Origin of the sequence: Streptomyces javensis, from assembly GCF_039525925.1 — a bacterium.
Lineage (GTDB): Bacteria > Actinomycetota > Actinomycetes > Streptomycetales > Streptomycetaceae > Streptomyces > Streptomyces asiaticus.
The window spans coordinates 17856-36095 of record NZ_BAAAIF010000074.1 but is presented as its reverse complement, the minus strand read 5'-3'; the positions used below and the strand labels follow the sequence as shown (position 1 = coordinate 36095).

The 18240-nt window shown below is 71.2% G+C and carries 20 protein-coding genes; 13 read left to right on the top strand and 7 right to left on the bottom strand.

Annotated features, from left to right (window positions below; genetic code table 11):
• Positions 1 to 6: 6 nt before the first annotated feature.
• Both ABD329_RS40015 and ABD329_RS40010 read left to right on the top strand, forming a co-directional pair.
• The gene (locus tag ABD329_RS40015) at positions 7 to 576 is read left to right on the top strand and encodes an Hsp20/alpha crystallin family protein (RefSeq protein ID WP_198279291.1); all 570 of its coding nucleotides are present in this window, start codon (positions 7 to 9) and stop codon (positions 574 to 576) included.
• 96 nt (positions 577 to 672) lie between these two features.
• Positions 673 to 1104: a DUF2267 domain-containing protein gene (locus ABD329_RS40010; RefSeq protein ID WP_198279292.1), complete on the top strand. Its 432-nt coding sequence runs from the start codon at positions 673 to 675 to the stop codon at positions 1102 to 1104.
• A 27-nt stretch (positions 1105 to 1131) separates the two neighbouring features.
• Here ABD329_RS40010 and ABD329_RS40005 read toward each other — a convergent pair whose 3' ends face one another.
• On the bottom strand, positions 1132 to 1581 hold the full coding sequence (locus ABD329_RS40005; protein WP_198279293.1) for a DUF1931 family protein: 450 nt from the start codon (positions 1579 to 1581) through the stop codon (positions 1132 to 1134).
• A gap of 341 nt (positions 1582 to 1922) precedes the next feature.
• Between ABD329_RS40005 and ABD329_RS40000 the strand changes: the two genes are divergently transcribed.
• The 3 genes from ABD329_RS40000 to ABD329_RS39990 all read left to right on the top strand — a co-directional run bounded on the left by ABD329_RS40000 (position 1923) and on the right by ABD329_RS39990 (position 5142).
• Positions 1923 to 3737, top strand: a complete 1815-nt coding sequence (locus tag ABD329_RS40000) for an APC family permease (protein WP_198279294.1) — start codon at positions 1923 to 1925, stop codon at positions 3735 to 3737.
• Positions 3738 to 3825: 88 nt separating this feature from the next.
• Positions 3826 to 4446 (top strand): flavin reductase family protein, encoded by a 621-nt coding sequence (locus ABD329_RS39995; RefSeq protein WP_198279295.1) that lies wholly within the window; start codon positions 3826 to 3828, stop codon positions 4444 to 4446.
• A 36-nt stretch (positions 4447 to 4482) separates the two neighbouring features.
• Entirely contained in the window at positions 4483 to 5142 is a 660-nt protein-coding gene (locus ABD329_RS39990) for an HAD family hydrolase (RefSeq protein ID WP_344317694.1), read from the top strand.
• A 222-nt stretch (positions 5143 to 5364) separates the two neighbouring features.
• On the opposite strand, the gene ABD329_RS39985 is transcribed toward ABD329_RS39990, so the two are convergent.
• A complete protein-coding gene (locus ABD329_RS39985) occupies positions 5365 to 6237 on the bottom strand; it encodes an undecaprenyl-diphosphate phosphatase (protein ID WP_198281649.1) in 873 nt (290 codons plus the stop codon).
• Positions 6238 to 6485: 248 nt separating this feature from the next.
• Here ABD329_RS39985 and ABD329_RS39980 point away from each other — a divergent pair, with 248 nt between their 5' ends.
• Positions 6486 to 8030: an MFS transporter gene (locus tag ABD329_RS39980; RefSeq protein WP_246619109.1), complete on the top strand. Its 1545-nt coding sequence runs from the start codon at positions 6486 to 6488 to the stop codon at positions 8028 to 8030.
• A 15-nt stretch (positions 8031 to 8045) separates the two neighbouring features.
• On the opposite strand, the gene ABD329_RS39975 is transcribed toward ABD329_RS39980, so the two are convergent.
• Positions 8046 to 8744, bottom strand: a complete 699-nt coding sequence (locus ABD329_RS39975; protein ID WP_198281648.1) for a TVP38/TMEM64 family protein — start codon at positions 8742 to 8744, stop codon at positions 8046 to 8048.
• A gap of 220 nt (positions 8745 to 8964) precedes the next feature.
• Between ABD329_RS39975 and ABD329_RS39970 the strand changes: the two genes are divergently transcribed.
• The 3 genes from ABD329_RS39970 (at position 8965) to ABD329_RS39960 (ending at position 11320) form a co-directional block, all read left to right on the top strand.
• A complete protein-coding gene (locus tag ABD329_RS39970; RefSeq protein ID WP_198278272.1) occupies positions 8965 to 9117 on the top strand; it encodes a hypothetical protein in 153 nt (50 codons plus the stop codon).
• Positions 9118 to 9214: 97 nt separating this feature from the next.
• Positions 9215 to 10390, top strand: coding sequence for an elongation factor Tu (gene tuf / locus ABD329_RS39965; protein WP_198278271.1), 1176 nt, complete (start codon positions 9215 to 9217; stop codon positions 10388 to 10390).
• An 84-nt stretch (positions 10391 to 10474) separates the two neighbouring features.
• The gene (locus tag ABD329_RS39960; RefSeq protein WP_198278270.1) at positions 10475 to 11320 is read left to right on the top strand and encodes a spermidine synthase; all 846 of its coding nucleotides are present in this window, start codon (positions 10475 to 10477) and stop codon (positions 11318 to 11320) included.
• Here ABD329_RS39960 and ABD329_RS39955 read toward each other — a convergent pair.
• Complete coding sequence (locus ABD329_RS39955) at positions 11307 to 12611, bottom strand: MFS transporter (protein ID WP_198278269.1); 1305 nt, start codon at positions 12609 to 12611, stop codon at positions 11307 to 11309. The two genes, ABD329_RS39960 and ABD329_RS39955, sit on opposite strands and share 14 nt — an antisense overlap.
• Before the next feature lie 96 nt (positions 12612 to 12707).
• Positions 12708 to 13814, bottom strand: coding sequence for a DUF8017 domain-containing protein (locus tag ABD329_RS39950; RefSeq protein WP_198278268.1), 1107 nt, complete (start codon positions 13812 to 13814; stop codon positions 12708 to 12710).
• Between the two features lie 95 nt (positions 13815 to 13909).
• On the opposite strand from ABD329_RS39950, the gene ABD329_RS39945 reads away from it, so the two are divergent.
• From ABD329_RS39945 to ABD329_RS39930, 4 genes are all read left to right on the top strand, one after another.
• Complete coding sequence (locus ABD329_RS39945) at positions 13910 to 14362, top strand: DUF4442 domain-containing protein (protein WP_198278267.1); 453 nt, start codon at positions 13910 to 13912, stop codon at positions 14360 to 14362.
• 182 nt (positions 14363 to 14544) lie between these two features.
• Positions 14545 to 15213 carry a DedA family protein gene (locus ABD329_RS39940; RefSeq protein WP_138916321.1) on the top strand — a complete coding sequence of 223 codons (669 nt, stop codon included), beginning with the start codon at positions 14545 to 14547 and terminating at the stop codon, positions 15211 to 15213.
• Between the two features lie 91 nt (positions 15214 to 15304).
• The gene (locus tag ABD329_RS39935; protein WP_198278266.1) at positions 15305 to 15847 is read left to right on the top strand and encodes a gamma carbonic anhydrase family protein; all 543 of its coding nucleotides are present in this window, start codon (positions 15305 to 15307) and stop codon (positions 15845 to 15847) included.
• A 23-nt stretch (positions 15848 to 15870) separates the two neighbouring features.
• Positions 15871 to 16563, top strand: coding sequence for a GAF and ANTAR domain-containing protein (locus tag ABD329_RS39930; protein ID WP_198278265.1), 693 nt, complete (start codon positions 15871 to 15873; stop codon positions 16561 to 16563).
• Positions 16564 to 16713: 150 nt separating this feature from the next.
• Here the strand turns inward: ABD329_RS39930 and ABD329_RS39925 are convergent, their stop codons facing one another.
• The gene (locus ABD329_RS39925) at positions 16714 to 17613 is read right to left on the bottom strand and encodes a cytochrome c oxidase assembly protein (RefSeq protein WP_198278264.1); all 900 of its coding nucleotides are present in this window, start codon (positions 17611 to 17613) and stop codon (positions 16714 to 16716) included.
• The gene (locus ABD329_RS39920) at positions 17613 to 18167 is read right to left on the bottom strand and encodes a DUF2243 domain-containing protein (protein ID WP_198278263.1); all 555 of its coding nucleotides are present in this window, start codon (positions 18165 to 18167) and stop codon (positions 17613 to 17615) included. Before ABD329_RS39920 ends, ABD329_RS39925 begins: the two co-directional genes overlap by 1 nt.
• Between the last annotated feature and the right edge of the window lie 73 nt (positions 18168 to 18240).

Genomic DNA, 18240 nt, shown 5'->3' with positions numbered 1-18240 from the left:
AGGACGATGAGCACTCCCGTCCGACGACAGCAACAGCAGCGCCAAGGCGCGATGGAGCGACCCCGGGTGTGGGCGCGCAATCCGCTGGCGGAATTCGACGATCTGCTCAACCAAATGGGCGGTCTGCTCGAATCCACGGTCGGCGGAGCGGCGACGCCCGGTCTGGCGACGTGGACGCCCGCCGCCGATGTGACCGAAGGCGACGAGGCATACCACATCGAACTCGAACTCCCCGGCGTCAAGCGCCAGGACATCGACCTCGAGGTCAACGGCCAGGAGCTGACCGTCACCGGAGAGATCAAGGAACGGGAGCGCAAGGGCGTCCTGCGCCGCGGCGGCCGCCGCACCGGTCGGTTCGAGTACCGGCTGCTGCTCCCGAGCGAGGTGAACACCGAGGGCGTCAAGGCGGCCATGTCCGAGGGCGTCCTCACGATCACCGTTCCCAAGGCGGAGACTGCCAAGCCCCGCCATATAGAGATCACCGAGAGCATTCAAGGCGAGAGCCAGCGGCAGCAGGAATCCCAGCAGCAACAACAGCCGCCGCAGCAGTCGCGGCAGTCGCAGGGCGGCCTCTGAGACCGCGCACCTGCCGGCCGCGAACCGGCTCTCTCCTCCCCGCGGCGGCCCCCGCTCCGCCGGGCGGCCGCCGCGGGCACCGGAAGGACGAACACGATGGTTGCGACAGGCTTTCCCGCGTTCGACACGACGGTCGACAAGACCAACCGGCTCCTCAAGGAGATCGAGGACGCGTACGGCTGGCCCAAGGAGCGCCGTAAACAGTCCTACGCCGCCCTGCGCGCGGTCCTGCACCAGCTGCGGGACCGGCTGACGGTGGACGAGGCCGTCCAGTTCGGCGCACAGCTCCCGATGCTGGTGCGCGGCATCTACTACGACGGCTGGAAACCCGCGGAGACACCCGTGAAGATGCACAGCGAGGAGTTCTACCAGCGGATCCGGCACGACTTCCCGTACGCGGTCCAGGGCGACACCGAACAGCTGGTCCACACCGTCCTGGAGGCCCTGCAACGCCATATCAGCGAGGGCGAGTGGGATGACCTCCGGGGCCGGATGCCCGCCGACCTGGCCACCGTCATCCCGGCATAGCCGCGGAGGGCCCAGCATCGGCAGGTGTCACAGCAGGAGATCGAAGAGCCGCCCGGCCCTCTCCCAGTGCTGGGTCTGAGGGTTCTTCAGGTCCGGGTAGACGATCTTGAACGTCTGGGCCAGCGCGAGGCTGAGCCCGCCGATGATCTCGGGATACCTTGCCTCGGTGTCGGCGTCGGGCGTGCGGTCCAGGGCCGGGTGGGTGGCGAGCTGGTCGAGGATGGGCTTCAGCTCGATCTCCTGGTCGAGGGCGCGGAAGCGGTGGATGCTCTCCTGTAGCCCCTTGGTGATCGGCAGGTCCCAGGGCAGGATCACGTCCCGGGTGTTGGCCTTCGCGGTCGCCTCGGCGATGAGCAGCAGATCGTAGAGTTTGCCGTTCACGAAGTCGCTGTAGCGCTTGAGGTCGTTCTTGTCGACATCGAGCCCCGCCGCCGCCCGGAAGAACCGCTCGAACCTGGGCACGGACATCACCGTCATGGTCACCAACCTCCAGTCGTCCGGCGCTTGGCGGCAACCCGGGCGCGCCTCGTCAGCGCCACCCTCGCTCGCCGGACGCGCGACCGCACGGGTCCGCGGGAACAATCGCGCGGCCCGCTTTCCTGTCGACAGGCCGGTGCCCGCGCCAGCTCACCTTATGGTCGCGGGCACCGCCCCGACGGCGACACTCGGGGAGCGCCGCAAGGAACACTCCGTCAGCCCAGGGGAGCCGGGGGAGCGGCGGAGAACTAACGGCGGTTCGGGCACGCCTCGGCTGACCGGGCGCCACGGCGGGGCACACTGTCGCCTGACGCCCCCGATATCCCGCCCCGAGGTTCCCCATGGCGTTCGGACTGGCACACCGCAAGGAACGGCCCCGGGTGCCGCTGCGCCACGGGGAGGGTGACAAACACCGGCTCACCAGCCTCGAGGGGCTGGCCGCGCTGTCCCTGGACGCGCTGAGTTCGGTCGCGTACGGCCCCGAGGCCATCGTGGTCGTCCTGATCGCCGCCGGAACCGGGACGCTGGCCGCCACGCTGCCCATTACGGTGGTCATCGTCGTTCTGCTCACCGTGCTGGTGATCTCCTACTGTCAGGTGATCGCCGTCCATCCGGACGGGGGCGGCGCCTACGCGGTGGCGAAGAAGAGCCTCGGGCCACGGCTGAGCCTGCTCGCCGCAGCGGCCCTGATCGTCGACTACGTCCTCACCGTCGCCGTCAGCCTGGCCGCCGGCGCCGCCAGCCTCGCCTCCGCCTTTCCGGCCCTCTCCACACATCTGCTCGCCGTCTGCCTGGTGCTGCTCACCCTGCTCACCACGGTGAATCTGTGGGGAGTGGCCGAGAGCGCCCGGGTGCTGATGCTGCCGACCGTTCTGTTCATCGTCAGCATGCTCGGCATCGTCGTCATGGGGATCCTGCGCTCGCACCCCGCGGCCGTCGTCGGCACCGCCCACTCCGTCCGGGCCACCGAGTCGCTGGGCATCCTGCTCATTCTCAAGGCGTTCTCCTCGGGCTGCTCCGCCCTGACCGGGGTGGAGGCCATCGCCAACGGCGTGCCGATGTTCCGTGAGCCACGCGTCAAGCGGGCGCAGCGCACCGAGCTGATGCTGGGCGTGCTCCTCGGCGCGATGCTCCTCGGGATGGCGTATCTCATCCGCCGCGACCAGGTGGCGCCGCGCGGTGGTGTGACGGTCCTCGCCCAGCTCGCCGCCGGCGCGTACGGAACCGGATGGGAGTACTACGCCACCAGTCTCATCGTCACCCTCGTCCTCGCGCTCGCCGCGAACACCAGCTTCGGCGGTCTCCCCGTCCTGATGAGCGTGCTGGCGCGGGACAACCGGCTGCCCCACCTGTTCGGGCTGCGCGCCGAGCGGCCGGTGTACCGGTACGGGGTGGTGGCGCTGGCGGTGCTGTCGGCGCTGCTGCTCGTCGCGGTCGGGGCCGAGACCCACCGGCTGATCCCGCTGTTCGCCGTCGGGGTGTTCACCGGCTTCACCATCAGCCAGGTCGGCCTGGTACGTCACTGGGTGACCGAGCAGCCCGAAGGGTGGCTGCGCCGGGCCGTGATCAATGGCCTGGGGGCCGTGCTGACGACCGTGGCCGGGCTGGTCCTGCTGACCACCAAGTTCCTGGAAGGGGCCTGGCTGGTCATGGTCGCGGTGCCGCTGCTGATGCTGCTGTTCACCCGCGTCCAGCGCTACTACACGGCGGCCTGCGAGGAACTGGGGCTCGGACGGATCCCGCCCCCGCCGGTGCACACCATGAGCCTGGTCATCGTCCCACTCGGCGAGGTCAGCGGGCTCGCGCAGCGTGCGCTGACGGCGGCGCTGGCCCTGGGCGACGAGGTCGTGGCGGTCAGCGTCCAGGCCGAGCCCGAGAAGGCGCTGGCGCTGCGGGAGGCCTGGGAGCGCTGGAATCCCGGGGTGCGCCTGGAGATCGTCGACAGTCCGCACCGCTCTTTGGTGCATCCGATGGTCGCCTACGTGCGGCGCGAGACGGGGACCGGCCGCGAGGTCGCCGTGCTCATCCCCGAGGTCGAGCCCCGGCACCGGCGCTACGCGCTCCTCCAGAACCAGCGCGGCCTGCTGCTGGCCGCGGTCCTACAGGCGCGCACCGATGCGGTCGTCTGCATGATGCCGTACCGCCTGAGGCTGTGATCGGTCCCATGGCCGGACTTCGTCGCGGAACTTCGGGCGGACCACGACCCAGTCGATGTTGCCGCCGCCCGCACGGATACTGGGCGGCATGCGTATCGACTTCGATCCCGAGACCATGGGCACCACCCCCTTCTACAAGCTGCTGACCTCGGTCATCGTGCCCCGGCCGATCGCCTGGGTGTCGACCGTCGGCCAGGACGGTGCCGCGAACCTCGCCCCGCACTCGTTCTTCACCGTCGCGGCCGTGGCTCCGCCCGTCGTGCAGTTCACCTCCGTGGGGCGCAAGGATTCGCTGCGCAATGTCGAGGACACCGGGGAGTTCGTGGTGAACCTCGCGCCCGAGGGACTGTTCGAGCAGGTCAACGCGACCGCGACGGACTTTCCGCACGGGGTGAGCGAGTTCGAGGCGGTGGGGGTGGAGCAGGAGGCCAGCTTGCGGGTGAAGCCGCCTCGGGTGGCGGGGTCGCCGGTGGCGTTGGAGTGTGTGGTGCACAGCACGATGGGGCTCGGGAACTCGACGGTGGTCTTCGGGCGGGTGGTGCATGCCGCGATCGACGACGGGGTGATGGTCGACGGGCATGCCGAGGTCACCAGGTTGCGGCCGCTGTCCCGGCTGGGGAAGAACGAATGGGGCACGGTCGGTGAGGTGCTGGATCTGGCCCGGATCCGTTACGCGGACTGGGAGGGCCGGGGGCCGGAGAAGGCGTGAGGGGCACGGTCCAACGGTCCATGGGAAGGGGTCGTGGTGGTGGAGAGCGTGGTGTTCGACATCGGCTCGACCCTCGTCCGTGAGGACCGTTACTGGGGCTCCTGGGCCGACTGGCTCGGGGTGCCCCGGCATACCCTGTCCGCGCTGGTGGGGGCCGTTGTCGCGCGGGGACGGGACGACGGGGACGCGATCCGGCTGCTGCGGCCGGGCGTGGACGTCGACGCCGAGCGGCGGGCGCGGGAGGCGGCGGGGCGGGGGGAGCGGCTGGACGAGTCCGATCTGTACCCGGACGTACGGTCCGCGCTCGGTGCGCTGCGGGCGTCCGGGCTGCGGGTGGTCCTGGCCGGGAACCAGTCGCTGCGGATGGGGGAGCTGCTGCGGGGAATGGGGCTCCCGGTCGATGCCGTGGCGACGTCCAGTGGATGGGGGGTGGTCAAGCCCGACCCGGAGTTCTTCCGGCGGGTGCTGGAGCTCGGCGGTGCCGCGCCGGGGGACACGGTGTACGTGGGTGACTACCCGGCCTTCGACATCCGGCCGGCCAAGGCCGCCGGGCTGCGGGCCGCGCACATCCGCCGGGGGCCATGGGCGTATCTGTGGGCCGATACGGCCGACGCGGCGATGGCGGACTGGCGGATCGACTCGTTGAGTGAGCTGGTGGAGATCGTCACCGGGCCGACGGGGTCATCGTCCCCGTGAGGCCGCGGCTGAGGGCAGGGGTGCGCGCTGGGTGAGGAATTCACACCCGGTGTGATACGAGTGCTTGCATATATCTACCGCACACCCTTCCCCATCGCCCGGCATGGCGCTTGACTCGTGCCATGCCGCTCAGGGGGCGCCAGACCTGAGCGAAGGGGCCGCCGGACTCCTCCCTCCTCGGCCGGCGGCCCATCTCCCCGCCCATGCCGGGGAAGGGGTGCGTCAGCCTGCCGACTCGGCCGCGTGGGCGCTCAGCACACCGAAGCCGACGAGTGCGAAGAGCGCGATGCCCAGCAGGATCCGGTAGATCACAAACGGCATGAAGCTCTTGCTTGAAATGAATTTCATGAACCACGCGATCACCACATAGCCGACGATGAAGGCGATGACCGTCGCGAAGATCGTCGGGCCCCACTCGGTATGGCCCTCGGAGGCGTCCTTCAGCTCGAAGACGCCCGAGGCCAGCACCGCCGGCACCGCGAGCAGGAAGGAGTAGCGGGCCGCGGCCTCGCGGGTGTAGCCCATCAGCAGTCCGCCGCTGATCGTGGCGCCCGACCGGGAGACGCCCGGCACCAGCGCCATCGCCTGGCAGACCCCGAATATGAGCCCGTCCCGGATGCTCAGCTCCTGGAGCGTCTTGCGCTGGTTGGCGACGCGATGGCGACCGCCCGTCTCATCACGGGCCGCACGCCGGTCCGCGAAGCCCAGCACGACACCCATGACCACGAGGGTCGTGGCTATGAGCCGCAGATCGCGGAACGGACCCTCGATCGCGTCCTGGAGGGTGAGCCCGAGCACACCGATGGGCAGCGAGCCGACGATCACCAGCCAGCCCATCTGGGCGTCGTGGTTGCCGCGCCACTCCTTGCTGAAGAGCGAGCGGAACCAGGCCGACACGATGTTGACGATGTCCTTGCGGAAGTAGATGAGCACCGCGAGCTCCGTGCCGATCTGGGTGATCGCGGTGAAGGCGGGCCCAGGGTCGTTCCAGCCGGCGAACGCGGCCGTGAGCCGCAGATGGGCGCTGGAGGAGATCGGAAGAAACTCAGTCAACCCCTGGACCAGCCCGAGGATGAATGATTCAAACCACGACATTGAGTCTTCGCTATCCAAGGCTGATCGTGCGCTGCTCGGTCCCTGGTCTCAGATGTCCAGGCATGACCGATTCAGGCGGGGCGGTCAGTGGGAAGCCGACCGTCGAGGATCAACGGCCGGTCGTGGGGGCAGCGTAGCGTCCCCGGCTGCGCGGCCCATCAAGGGCCTGGTCAGACCATCGGTTCAGCGCTGTGACCTTGGGTACTCGGGGCTCGGCCCAGCCGAGGACAGCTGAGGAGTCGAACCGTATGACCGCGATCGGGCACGACGGAGGACAGGGCGGCCGACGGGACGGGGCCGGGGGCGGCGCCGGAAACGGGCCGGGCGGGACGATCACCACCGAGGTCCCGGCACGGCTGGACCGGCTGCCCTGGTCACGCTGGCACTGGATGATCGTGATCGGCCTCGGCACCGTATGGATCCTGGACGGTCTCGAGGTGACCGTCGTCGGCAATATCGCCAGCCGTCTCTCCGAGCCCGGCAGCGGGCTGCCCATCACCGACGCGCAGGTCACCGGGGCGGCGGCGGCCCTCTATGTGGCCGGTGCCTGCACCGGGGCGCTGGTCTTCGGCTGGCTCACCGACCGCTACGGCCGCAAGAAGCTCTTCCTGATCACGCTCGGGGTCTATCTGGCCGCCACCGCGCTCACCGCCATCTCCTTCTCCGCCTGGTGGTTCTTCCTCTTCCGCTTCCTCACCGGCTTCGGCATCGGCGGGGAGTACGCCGCCATCAACTCCGCGATCGACGAGCTGATCCCCAGCAAGTACCGGGGCCGCGTCGACCTGGTCATCAACGGGAGCTTCTGGCTCGGCGCGATGGGCGGCTCGCTGCTCTCCGTGCTGATGCTCAACACCGACTTCTTCGCGCTGAACGTCGGCTGGCGGCTCACCTTCGCCCTCGGCGTCGTCCTCGGCCTGGTCATCCTGCTGGTCCGGCGGAACGTCCCCGAGAGCCCGCGCTGGATGTTCATCCACGGCCGGACGGAGGGCGCCGAGGAACTGGTCGCGGCGGCCGAACGGCGGATCGAGGACGAGACCGGGCGCCGCCTCCCCGAGCCGGACAAGGCCATCACGATCCGCACGCGGAAGAGCACCGGCTTCCTCGAGATCGCCCGGACGCTCTTCCGGGCGTACCCCCGGCGCGCGTTCCTGGGGCTGGCCCTCTTCATCGGGCAGGCGTTCCTCTACAACGCCATCACCTTCGGCTTCGGCTCGATCCTGGTGAAGTTCTTCGGCGTGGCCAGCGGCGACACCGGCTACTACTTCACGGTCATCGCCTTCGGCAACTTCCTCGGGCCATTGCTGCTGAGCAGGCTCTTCGACTCGGTCGGCCGCCGACCGATGATCTCGGGGACGTACGTACTCTCCGGTGTGCTGCTGTTCATCACGGCCTGGCTGTTCGGCAACGGCTGGCTCAACGCCACCACGATGACCGCCTGCTGGTGTGTGGTCCTCTTCTTCGCCTCGGCCGGTGCGAGTTCGGCGTATCTGACGGTCAGCGAGGTCTTCCCGATGGAGACGCGCGCCCTGGCCATCGCCTTCTTCTACGCCATCGGCACGGCGGCCGGGGGCATCAGCGGTCCGCTGATCTTCTCGGACCTGACGGCGAGCGGAGTCGTCGCCGACACCGCGCTGGCCTTCTCCATCGGGGCGTCGCTCATGGTCGCGGCCGGGTTGGTCGCCGTCTTCCTCGCGATTCCGGCGGAGCGGCGGCCGTTGGAGGACATCGCCGAGCCGCTGTCCGCACGCGCCGCGGCCACGTCCGCCTCAGCCACCGGACCGGCCGGTGGCTGACGGTCCTGGGGCCGGTCAGCCCCGGATACGGCCGCGTTTGCGCCAGGCCACCAGCGCCCCCGCGACGGCGGGCACCGTGATGAAGGCCAGCGCGAGGAGGAAGACGGGCGAGGTGGGGGTGGTGGCACGGCTGCCCGCGACCACGTACGCGGCGGTGTTCGGCACACTGCCAAGACCGGTGGCCAGCAGGAACGACGGCCAGCTCATCCGGGAGACGGCCGCGCAGTAGTTGGCGGCGGCGAACGGTACGCCCGGGAACAGCCGGATCGCCAGCATCGACCGGAACCCGTGGTGGCTCAACTGCCGGTCCGCCGCCGTGAGCCAGCGCCCCCGCAGCAGCGGCCGCAGCGCGTCCTGCCCCAGCAGCCGCCCGAGGCCGAAGGCGATCCCGGCGCCGATCACCGTGCCGCCGATGGCCGTGGCCAGCCCGGCCTGGATGCCGAAGAGCGCACCGGCCGCCAGGTTCAGCAGCGGCCGGGGCACCAGCGCGGCGGTGCCCACCCCGTACGCGGCCGTGAACAGCGCCACGGCCGTCCCGCCCGACAACTCCGGCCAGCCGTGGGTCAGCAGCCGCTGCGGCTGCCACAGCCAGACCGTGATCGCGGAACCGGTGAGCAGCGCGGCCAGCAACCCCAGCCGCGACCACGGCGAGAGGAGCACGGCGCGGGCGCGGCGCGTGGCCGGTTTCGCGGGCGGCGGGGCGACATCGAGCATCGGTGGAGCGTAACCGACCGGGCCCGGCGGACGCTGTGATGTCGTCAGGTTGTCGTCCGATTGTCGGCAGACCGTCGACAGACGGTTCCGAACCCCGTCGGCGGAGGTTTCCGATCCCTGTCGGCAGCGGTTCCGGACCACCCGCCCCACCCACCCCACACGCATCGAAACGCACCGAAAACCATTCGACGCGGACCGAACAGTGCGCGAAGATCACAGCATGTTCCGGCTCGCCTTCCTCACGCCGACGTCCGCGGTCGCGGACGCGCCGAAGGCTGCCGTCCCCTCTCTCGCTCCGGCCGCGGTCGCCGCCCTCACCACGGACCCGCCCGCCGCCGTTCCCGCCGCCTGCCTCGACGGCGCCCGAAGCTGACCCTCCTCGGACAACTCCGACGGATCCCCCAGGGGGAGGGTCGGCGAGGTTCTGGGGTCCGCGCTTCCCACCCCCGCTGACGAGGAGAGACCGTCGCATGTCCAAGCAGACCTATGTGCGCACCAAGCCGCATCTGAACATCGGCACCATGGGCCATGTCGACCACGGCAAGACCACGCTGACCGCCGCCATCACCAAGGTGCTGAGCGAGCGCGGCACCGGCGGCGCCTACGTACCGGCGGACCGTATCGACCGGGCGCCGGAGGAGGCCGCGCGCGGTATCACCATCAACATCGCGCATGTCGAGTACGAGACCGACACCCGGCACTACGCGCATGTCGACATGCCCGGCCACGCCGACTTCATCAAGAACATGGTGACCGGCGCCGCCCAGATCGACGGGGCGATCCTCGTGGTCTCCGCGCTCGACGGTGTGATGCCGCAGACCGCCGAGCATGTGCTGCTGGCCCGCCAGGTCGGCGTCGACCACATCGTGGTGGCCCTCAACAAGGCCGACGCGGGCGACCCCGAGCTCACCGACCTCGTCGAGCTCGAGGTGCGCGAGCTGCTCTCCGCGCACGGCTACCCCGGCGACACCACGCCCGTCGTACGGGTCTCCGGGCTGCGGGCGCTGGAGGGCGACCCGCGCTGGACCGGGGCGATCGAGGCGCTGCTGGACGCCGTGGACATCTACGTACCGACGCCGGTGCGCCACACCGGGGCGCCGTTCCTGCTACCGGTGGAGAACGTGCTGACCATCACCGGACGCGGCACGGTCGTCACCGGCGCCATCGAGCGCGGCACGGTACGGGTCGGCGACCGGGTCGAGGTGCCCGGCACCGACGTGGCCACGGTGGTCACCGGCGTGGAGACCTTCGGCAAGTCCATGGAGTCGGCCGAGGCGGGCGACAACGTGGCGCTGCTGCTGCGCGGGGTGGCACGGGACGCGGTGCGCCGCGGCCATGTGGTGGCCGCGCCCGGCAGCCTCGTGCCGCGGCGGCGCTTCACCGCGCGGGTGTACGTCCTGTCGGCGGCCGAGGGCGGCCGGTGGACACCGGTGTCCACCGGCTACCGCCCGCAGTTCTACCTCCGTACGGCCGATGTGGTCGGCGCCGTGGACCTCGGGGCCACCGCGGTGGCGCGCCCCGGTGACACGGTCACCATGACGGTCGAGCTCGGCCGTGCCGTACCGCTGGAGCCGGGCCTCGGCTTCGCGGTGCGCGAGGGCGGCCGCACGGTGGGCGCGGGCACGGTCACCACCGTGCTGCCGTAGTGGGCACCGGCCCCGCTCGTCCGCCCCCCCCGTGGGGGCGGGCGAGCGGAGGCCACGGCATGCGCGCGACGGCACAATGAGGGGGTGAACGAGCCGATACCCGTGAGCCGAGCCGTGGACGGTGGCACCGCCAAGCTGATGCCGGACCTGGACCGCCCGCGCGCCTGGCTGCTCACCGTGGACGGCGCCCCGCAGTCGTACGTCGACCTGGACGATCCGGGCCATCTCGAGTTCGAGTACGCGCGGCGGATCGCCCATGTCCTGGACGCGGCCGCCGATCCCGGCGCCCCGCTCGACGTACTGCACCTGGGTGGTGGGGCCTGGACGCTGCCTCGCTATCTGGCCGCCACCCGCCCCGGCTCCCACCAGGTGGTGATCGAGGCCGACCGAGGGCTGCTCGAGCTGGTGGCCGAGTACCTTCCGCTGCCGTCCGGGGCGGGCATCACGGTGCGGCCCGAGGACGCCCGGACCGCGCTGGAGGCCGCGCCCGAGGGGTCCGCCGATGTCATCGTGGCCGATGTCTTCGACGGTTCGCGGGTGCCCGCGCATCTGACCTCAGTCGAGTACGCCCGCGCCGCGGCCCGGGCGCTGCGGCCGGGCGGGTGGTACGCGGCGAATCTGGCCGACGCGGCGCCGTTCGACTTCCTCCGCTCCCAACTGGCCACCTACCGCACCGCGTTCGCGCATCTCGCCCTCATCGCGGAGCCGTCGGTGCTGCGCGGCCGCCGGTTCGGCAACGCCGTGCTGGTGGCCTCCCAGTCCGAACCGCCGGTCGCCGTGCTGGCCCGCCGCACCGCGGCCGACGCCTTCCCGGCCAGGGTCGAGTACGGGGAGGCGCTGGAGCGGTTCATGGGGGGCGCGGCGCCGGTGCGGGACGAGGCCGCCACGCCCTCGCCCGAGCCGCCGGACGGGGCGTTCAGCGTGGGCTGACCGGCTCCGGCGCGGTGTCCGTGGCGGCGGCCGGCCCGCCCTCGGCGACGGGCTCGGTCTCTCGCCGGCGCAGCCGCCGTACGTCCGGGACCGTCAGCACCGCCAGCGTCAGCGCCAGGATCAGCGCCGAGCAGCCCCACAGCGAGGCCGCCCGGCCGAACACCTCCTCGGCCGGGCCCGCGAGCGCCGTGGCGAGCGGCACCATGGCGACCGAGCCGAACCAGTCGTACGCCGAGACCCGCGACAGCTTGTCCTCGGGGATCTCCTGGTGCAGCGCGGTCATCCAGGACACCCCGAACACCTCGATCGACACCCCGACCAGGAACATCACCGCGACCAGCGGCACGACCGGCACCGGGGCGGCGAGCGCGGCCGACGGCAGGGCGAGCGGCAGCACGCACAGGGAGCCCGCGAGCAGCATCCGGCGCGGCCGCCAGCGCACCATCAGCAGCCCGCCCAGGACGGTGCCCGCGCCGAACGCCGCGAGCGCGAGCCCCCAGGGGCGCGCCCCGCCCAGATGGTCCTCGGCCACCAGCGGGCCGAACACCGCCTCTGCCGCGCCCACCACCGCGTTGACGACGGAGAACTGGACGACGATCGACCACAGCCAGGGCCGTCCGACGAATTCGCGCCAACCTTCGCGCAGATCCCGCAGCATGCCGCCGCCGGGCTCCCGCCGGGCGACGGCGCTGACATCGAGCAGCGAGCGCAGGGCGCCCGCGACCGCGAACGCGGCGGCGTCGGCGGCCAGCACCCAGCCCGGGCCGACCACCGCGACCAGCGCGCCGCCGAGCGCGGCCCCGCCGATCTGCGCACCGTTCATGCCCATCCGGAACAGCGCGAAGGCGCGGGCGGCCTGCTCGCCGTTGACGCTGGAGAGCAGCATGCCCTCGGCGGCGGGGGAGAAGAACGCCTGCCCGGTGCCGCCGAGCGCGGACAGCACGGCCATCTGCCACAGCCGCGCCTCGCCGGACAGGACGAGCACGGCGAACACCGCCTGCGAGAGGCAGTTGAGGCTGTTGGCCGCGACCATCACCCGGTGGCGGGGCAGCCGGTCCGCCACCGCGCCGCCGATCAGCAGGAAGACGACCAGCGGAAGGGTGCGGGCCGCCGCCACCAGCCCGACGTCGCCGCCGTCCCCGCCCGCCTCCAGCACCGCGAACGCCGCCGCGATGAGGGCTCCGGCGTTTCCGAGGCCCGTCACCACGGCGGCGGTGGTCAGCAGTGTGTGGTTGCGGCCGGCCCACGCGGGGCGGTGCGGTCGGGGGCGCGGGGCCGGAGGAGTCGTCACATCCGGACTATCCCTGGGGGCGGGCCCCGGCGTCCAACCGAATTCCGGCCGCCATGGCCGGAGCGGTCAGAAGGTCAGGAGACCTTCGACCTCAGGTCAGGAGACCTCCGACTTCACCGGCCGCAGCGAACTCATGATCTTCTTGATGGTGGAGTCCGGGACCTCTTCCTTGGTGCCCTTGACCGAGTACAGGACCCAGGTGGCGAAGTCGCCGTTGGTGTCCGTGTAGGTCACGGTGACGGACTTGCCGTCGGTGGTGCACTTGTCGGTCTTCTTCACCCCGGTGACGGTGGCCGACGCGGTGTAGCCCTCGAGACCGTGGGCGCTCTTGAACTTCTTGGCGTCGGTGACCTTGCGGGTCCCGGTCTGCTTCTGGTCGAAGGCCGCGAAGACCCAGTTCTCGGCCTCGATCTTGGCGGCCGACGCCTCGCTCTTGGCGCCCTGGGCGCCCTTCGAGCCCGCCCCGGCGGCGTGGCTCTTGTCGACGTAGCCGTCCTTGTCCTTGACCGAGCAGTAGTCCTTCTTGTACCGCGCCGGAGCGGACATGACCACGAGCGGCTTGCCCTTGTCGTCCTCGAAACCGGTGCTCAGGCCCGGCGATTCGATCGTCCAGTCCGGAGGGACGTCGAAGGCGTTGTGCCGCTTGGGGCTGACCACCGGCTTCCAGCCGGGTATGACCGCCTTGACGTCGGTGGCGTCACCGCCGGCGCGCGGGTTGTCCGCACCGCCGCCGCCCGGGTCCTCGCTCGGTTCCTCGGAGGCCGGGGCCGACGTGGACGCGGGCGTCTTGTCCTTCCCCTTCGACTCGTCACCGCCGTCGCTGTCGTCCTTGTTCAGGACCAGCGCACCGGTGATGGCCGCGGCCGCGACGACCGCGATGGCCGCGACGATGGCGATGGTGGTCGTGCGCTTCTTGTTGTCGCGCGGCGGCTGCGGTGCGCCGGGCGGGCCGGACGGAGTGCCCCACTGCTGGCCGGGCGGACCTTGCGGCGGGCCGTAACCGGGCTGCTGCTGCCCCGGCTGGCCGGACTGCCCCGGCTGCTGCTGGGGCGGCTGCTGATAGGGATTCGGCTGTTGGTACCCCGGCTGCTGATACGGGTTCGGCTGGTTGTATCCCGGCTGCTGATACCCCGGTTGCTGATAGGGGTTCCGATCGTGCGGGTTGTTCTGCTCGCCCCCGGGCGGCTGCTGTCCTGGCCACATGGCCAGTAACGATAGAGGGGGCCGACGACAGCTGCTACGGCTGCCCCTTGAACTGCCCCTTTCCCCGTTTGCTACTGGGTGGTAACTTCCGGGGCATGTCAGAAACCCTGCCCTCCGTCGGCGAGATGCTCGCCGCCACGGTGCCCATGGTGCGCACCCTGAACCTGGAGTTCCGCGAGACGTCGCCCGAGCGCGCGGTGCTGTGCCTGCCCGACCAGCCCGACTTCCACAACCATGTCGGCGGCCCCCACGCGGGCGCGATGTTCACCCTGGCGGAGTCCGCGAGCGGCGCCATCGTGCTGGCGGCGTTCGGCGATCAGCTCGGCCGTGCCGTGCCGCTGGCCGTGCGTGCCGAGATCGGCTACAAGAAGCTCGCCAAGGGGCCCGTCACCGCGACCGCCACCCTCGGCCGGCCCGCCGCCGAGGTGGTCGCCGAGCTGGACGCGGGGGAGCGGCCTGAATTCCCGGTGAACGTCGCGATCACACGCGAGGACGGTGCGGTTACGGGCGAAATGTCCATCGTGTGGACCCTGCGCCCCCAGTCCTGAGCCCGGCCTCCCAACCCCGAGCCCGGCCCCGGGCCCGTCCTCCTTCCGCCGGAGCCGACGCGAGCCGGAGCACGACTTGGGGATGATGGCGACCGCGCGCCGATTGAGTAGGCTTCCCGGCGTGCGCCGCGTCCTGTCCGGCGCACGCCGGGAAGCGGTCGCCACATGGGGAGGAACCGGCGTTGCATATCGAGGAATGGCTCGAGACCGTGCCCGCGGTCAGTGTGTATCTGCTCGTGGGTATCGTCATCGGCCTGGAGAGCCTGGGAATCCCGCTCCCCGGCGAGATCGTCCTCGTCAGCGCGACGCTGCTGGCGGCCTCCCAGGACCACATCAACCCCTACATCCTGGGGACGTGCGCCGTCGCGGGCGCGGTGATCGGCGACTCCATCGGCTATCTCATCGGCCGCAAGGGCGGACAGCCGCTGCTCGCCTGGCTGGGCCGCAAATTCCCCAAGCACTTCAGCGCCGAGCACGTGGCCACCGCCGAGCGCTCCTTCCAGAAGTGGGGCATGTGGGCGGTCTTCGTCGGCCGGTTCATCGCGCTGCTGCGCATCTTCGCCGGGCCGCTCGCGGGCGTGCTGCGCATGCCGTACTGGAAGTTCCTCATCGCCAATGTGCTCGGCGGCATCGTCTGGGCCGGTGGCACCACCGCGGTCATCTACTCCCTGGGCAAGGTCGCGGAGGACTGGCTGAAGCGCTTCTCCTGGCTCGGGCTCGTGCTGGCCCTGCTCTTCGGACTCGGCTCGATGCTGGTCATGAAGTGGCGCTCCAAGAAGGCCAAGGCCGCGGCGGTCACGGCGGCCGATTCGGAGACCGCGGAGCCGGAGCCGGTCCCGGCCGGGGACTAGGACTCGGGGCGGACCGGCCGGATCGGTCGAACCGCTGGACGGCTCCGCTGGACCTGTCGGCCGGGGAGTGGAACGCGAAGGGAACGACCAGGTGGGAGAGACGGTGCGCGCCTTGATCTTCGGCATCGACGGGAAGGAGCCGCGGATCGCCCCCGACACGTTCGTGGCCCCCACATCGGTGGTGATCGGCGACGTCGTGCTGGCGGCGGGATCGAGCGTCTGGTACCAGGCGGTGCTGCGGGGTGACGGCGGCCCCATCGTCCTCGGCGCGGACAGCAACATTCAGGACAACTGCACGGTGCATGTCGACCCCGGATTCCCGGTCTCGATCGGCGAGCGGGTCTCGGTCGGGCACAATGCGGTCGTGCACGGCTGTACGGTCGAGGACGAGGTTCTGATCGGCATGGGGGCGACGGTCCTCAACGGCGCCCGGATCGGTGCGGGATCCCTGGTCGCGGCCCAGGCACTGGTGCCGCAGGGGATGGAGATACCGCCCGGTTCCCTGGTGGCCGGGGTGCCGGCGCGGGTGAAGCGCCCCCTGACCGACGAGGAACGAGAAGGCATCAAACTGAACGCCCAGGTGTACGCGGACCGGGCGAAGCAGTACCGGGAAGCGCTCAGAGGCGGCGAGTAGCCGGATGTGATCGGATGGTGGGCATGGACTGGGAAGCCTTTGCCGAGCGCATGGCCACCATGGCGCGGGACCTGCTGGCGCAGGAGTCCGTGGAGGCCACGCTGGACCGGATCAGCGCGTCCGCGGTGGACATCGTGGACGGCTGCGACGCGGCCGGCATCCTGGTGCTCCACGGCAACCGCGTGGAGTCCCTCGCCCCCACCGACGGGCTGGTGGTGCGGTCGGACCGGCTCCAGGGCCGGCTCCGCGAGGGGCCCTGCTTCGACGCCGCCCGCCGACTGGAAGGCGAGCGGGTATTCCGGATCAAGGACTTCACCGAGCCCGAGGAGCGCTGGCCGGATTTCGTCAGCGAGGCCCGCGAACTCGGCATCGGCAGCATGATGGGGTTCCTGCTCTACACCGAGCAGGAGAACCTCGGCGCACTGAACCTCTACTCGCGGCACCCCGCCGTCTTCACCAAGGCCAGCGAGACGGCCGGATGGCTGCTCGCCTCGCATGCCGCGGTCGCCTTCTCCAGCGCCCGCACCGCCGATCAGCTCCAGCAGGCGATCCAGACCCGGCACACCATCGGGGAGGCCATGGGCATCCTCATGGAACGCCTGAAGATCAGCGAGGACGACGCCTTCGCGCTGATCCGACGGGTGTCCCAGGAGCGCAACGTCAAGCTGCGGGACATCGCCCGGCAGATCTGCGAGAGCGGCGGAATCGACGGCTGAGGCGTCGACCCGGAAGCCGACGCGTCAGCCGAAGCGGCTCTTCCGGCCCGCGGTCTGGACCGGAAGGGCCTGGTCACCGTGGTCCCCCGGGGGTCGCTGCGATGACGTGACGCCCAGGTACCCCCGGGCCCCCTGGAAGTAACCTCACCGTCACCCGGATTTCGGCAGGGTCCGTGGGTCGGCGCGGATCTCCTCCCGCGGCCGCCGCAGCGGGCGTACCCGTGTCCCGTGCGTCTTCCGGGGCGTCCGCACGGGCTTCCGGGGCGTCCGCACGGGCCGCCAGGTGGTGACGAGGGCCGCGGCCAGGAGGAGCTCGGCGAGGTCGCCGCCGTAGTACATGATCTCCGCACCGCCCCGGACCTCGGCGATCGGGGCACTCACCTCGACCCAGAAGCCCCCGTACATCAGCTGGGCGATGACGGCGTGGGCGGCGATGGCGACGCCGAGGACCACCAGCCGGGCCGGCACCCCCGGCCCGGCGGGGGCCGGATCGGGACCGGCGATGACATACGCGAACAGCCAGCCCGAGAGCAGGAAGTGGGCGTGTGTCAGCCAGTGCCATCCGGGGTGGCCCACGGTGGCGTCGTAGACGGGGGTGAAGTACAGCGGCACCAGCCCGCCGGTGGTCAGCAGCAGGGCGGTGACGGGGTGGCCGAGCAGCCGCGCGGGGCGGGAGCGGAGCACGGCGGTCAGGCGTCGCCCGCGGTCCGGGGGCAGGGCGCGCAGCAGCAGGGTGACCGGGGCCGCGAGCACCAGCGCCAGGGGCGCGTACATCCCGAGCAGCAGATGCTGGGCCATATGGCCGCGGAAGTCCGCATGGGCGAACGGCGCGAGCGGCGGCAGCAGCGCCACGGCCACCAGGACGAGCCCCGCCGCGAAGCTCAGCGACCGCGCGAGCGGCCAGCCCTGGGCGGGGTGACGGCGGCGGGCGCGGCGGACCGTCAGCGCGTAGCCGACGGCGCACCCCAGCAGGGCGAGGGCCGGCAGCCATACGTCCAGCGGGCCGCCGCCCCCGCCGTGCCCATGGCCGGGATGCGCCGCGCCGCCCATCACCCGCGCCCGGTGGCGCGGGGCGCCTCGGGGCCGGAGGGCGCCCCGCCGCGCTGCAACAGATAGCCTCCGGCCACCAGCAGGGCGCCCAGGACGAGGAAACCGGCGTCCCACCACGGCTGTTCCGGGCCGCCGTGGACATGGTGGATGCCGAGGATCTGGTGGTCCAGCACGCCCTCGACGAGGTTGAACAGGCCCCAGCCGACCAGCATCCACCCCCACAGCACGCGGGATCCCCACACCCGGCGTCGGTCGTGGGTGACCCGGGCGTAGAGGATGGCCAGCCCCAGCAGTACCGAGATCCAGCACACGGCGTGGAAGATGCCGTCCCACACGGTGTTCATCCGCAGACCCGAGACGGTGTCCGGGTTGTAGAACCGCACGCCGACGCGGTCGTGGTTGGTGCTGCTGAGCATGTGGTGCCACTGGAGCAACTGGTGCAGCAGGATCCCGTCGACGAATCCGCCGAGCCCCACCCCCAGCACGATCCCCGGCAACCGGATGACGCGCGGGGCGGGCGGACCGGTCCGGGCTTCCTCCGCCGTGGTGGTCATCACCGCTCTCCGTCCTGACGACAGCGTGTTCCCCCGCGCTCTCCGCCTCCACGGCTTCCCGGCCGGACCGGCT